The organism is Streptomyces bobili (assembly GCF_002154575.1).
Lineage (GTDB): Bacteria > Actinomycetota > Actinomycetes > Streptomycetales > Streptomycetaceae > Streptomyces > Streptomyces bobili.
In genome coordinates this window covers 1-2,218 of the sequence record NZ_MUBA01000684.1, presented here as the reverse complement: position 1 = coordinate 2,218, position 2,218 = coordinate 1, and the positions used below count along the sequence as shown (strand labels likewise).

Genomic DNA, 2,218 nt, shown 5'->3' with positions numbered 1-2,218 from the left:
ACCGATCTCCTGCCGCGCCGCCGGGCGGCGGGCAGGAGATCGGTGAGCGCGCTCTGGTCGAGCAGGGTGTAGCGGCCGGCGCACAGCACCACGTCGACGTCGGTGTCGCGGACGAAGCGAGTGAGCATCGCGGTCTGGTTCATGCCGGCGCCGATCGCGCCGACGACGCCCTCGGAGCGCAGCCTCTCCAGCGCCGGGTAGCCCTCGTGGAAGGCCTGTTCGGCGTGGTCGTCGGGGTCGTGGAGGTAGACGACGTCGACGCGGTCGAGGCCGAGGCGGGCCAGGCTCGCCTCCAGGGTGCGGCGGATGCCGTCGGCGGTGAAGTCCCAGACGCGGCGGTGGGTGGCCGGGACCGCGAAGCCGTGGGCGAGATCGTCGCCGCCGGCCGCCGAGGGCTCCAGCCTGCGGCCGGCCTTCGTGGACACCGTGTACGCGCCGCGGGGGTGCTCGCGCAGGGCCGCGCCGAGGCGGCGTTCGGACAGGCCGAGGCCGTAGTGGGGCGCGGTGTCGAAGTAGCGGACGCCGCGCCGCCAGGCGGCGGTCACGGTGGCGTGCGCCTGCTCGTCGTCGACCTCGGTGTACAGGTTGGCGAGCGGTCCGGCGCCCAGGCCGAGGCCGGTGACCCGGACGCCGCTGCGGCCGAGGGTGGTCATGAGCCCGCCGGGCGCAGCCGCAGGCCCTGCATGCCGCCGTCGACGGCGAGGGCGGTGCCGGTGGTGGCTCCGGACAGGGGGCTCGCCAGGTAGGCGATGGCGCCCGCGACCTCGGCGGCGGTGACGAGCCGGCCGCTGGGCTGACGGGCCTCCAGGGCGGCGCGTTCGGCGGCCGGGTCGTCGGCGGCGTCGAGGAGGCGGCCGACCCACGGGGTGTCGGCGGTGCCCGGATTGACGCAGTTGACGCGGATGCCCTCGCGGACGTGGTCGGCGGCCATGGCGAGGGTGAGGGAGTGCACGGCGCCCTTGGTGGCGCTGTACAGGGCGCGCCGCGGCAGGCCCGCGGTGGCGGCGACGGAGCAGGTGTTGACGATCGCCGGGTGCGCGGAGGCCCGCAGGTGGGGCAGGGCGGCGCGGGCCGTGCGGACCATGCCGACGACGTTGACGTTCAGGACGCGGTGCCATTCGGCGTCGTCGTTGTCCTCGACGGTGCCCTGGGCGCCGATGCCCGCGTTGTTGACCAGGACGTCCAGGCCGCCCAGTTCGGCGACGGCGGCGGCGACGGCCGCGCGGACGGAGGCGTCGTCGCCGACGTCGGCGCGGTGGGCGAGCAACGGCTTGCCGACGCCCGTCGGGTCCAGGTCGAGGACGGCGACGGTGGCGCCGCGCGCGGCCAGCAGTTCGGCGGTGGCCCGGCCGATGCCGGAGGCGCCGCCGGTCACCAGGGCGGTCAGCCCCTCGAAGTCGTTCACGCCGTCTGCTCCTCGCGGTCGCGGAGGTCGGCGGCCCAGAAACCGCCGCCGGGGTAGGTGTACCGGGCGATCGACTCCGGGCGCATGGCGGCGGAGAAGCCCGGCGCGGTGGGTGCCGTGTAGTGCCCCTCCCTGATCACCACCGGGTCGACGAAGTGGTCGTGCAGATGGTCGACGTACTCGATGACGCGGTCCTCGGTGGTGCCGGTCAGGGCCACGTAGTCGAACATCGACAGGTGCTGGACGAGTTCGCACAGGCCGACGCCGCCGGCGTGCGGGCAGACGGGGACCTCGAACTTGGCGGCGAGCAGCAGGATCGCGAGGTTCTCGTTGACGCCCGCGACGCGGGCCGCGTCGAGCTGGAGGATGTCGAGGGCGCCCGCCTGGAGGAGCTGTTTGAAGACGACGCGGTTGTGGACGTGCTCGCCGGTGGCGACCTTGACCGGTGCGACCGCCTCGCGGACGGCGGCGTGGCCGAGGATGTCGTCGGGGCTGGTGGGCTCCTCGATCCAGTAGGGGTCGAACGCGGCGAGGGCCCGGGTCCAGCGGATCGCCTCGCCGATGTCCCAGCGCTGGTTGGCGTCGATCGCGATCCGCACGTCCGGGCCCACGGCGGCGCGGGCCGCCCGGCAGCGCCGGATGTCGTCGTCGAGGTCGGCGCCGACCTTCAGCTTGATCTGGCGGAAGCCGTCGGCGACAGCCCGGCGGGCGAGGCGGGTGAGCTTGTCGTCGTCGTAGCCGAGCCAGCCGGCGGAGGTGGTGTAGGCGGGATAGCCGCGCTCCAGCAGGCAGGCGCGGCTATCCCGCCTACAC

Annotated in this window: 3 protein-coding genes; all 3 read right to left on the bottom strand. The window is 74.8% G+C overall.

What is annotated here, in order from left to right:
- Positions 1-653: aldo/keto reductase (locus tag BZL64_RS36190; protein WP_086773273.1), on the bottom strand; the 653-nt coding region annotated here is incomplete at its 3' end.
- Positions 650-1,405, bottom strand: coding sequence for an SDR family NAD(P)-dependent oxidoreductase (locus BZL64_RS36185; RefSeq protein WP_086773272.1), 756 nt, complete (start codon positions 1,403-1,405; stop codon positions 650-652). The genes BZL64_RS36185 and BZL64_RS36190, both read right to left, overlap by 4 nt.
- The coding region (locus BZL64_RS36180) for an enolase C-terminal domain-like protein (RefSeq protein WP_279634658.1) at positions 1,402-2,218 on the bottom strand (817 nt) is incomplete at its 5' end. The genes BZL64_RS36180 and BZL64_RS36185, both read right to left, overlap by 4 nt.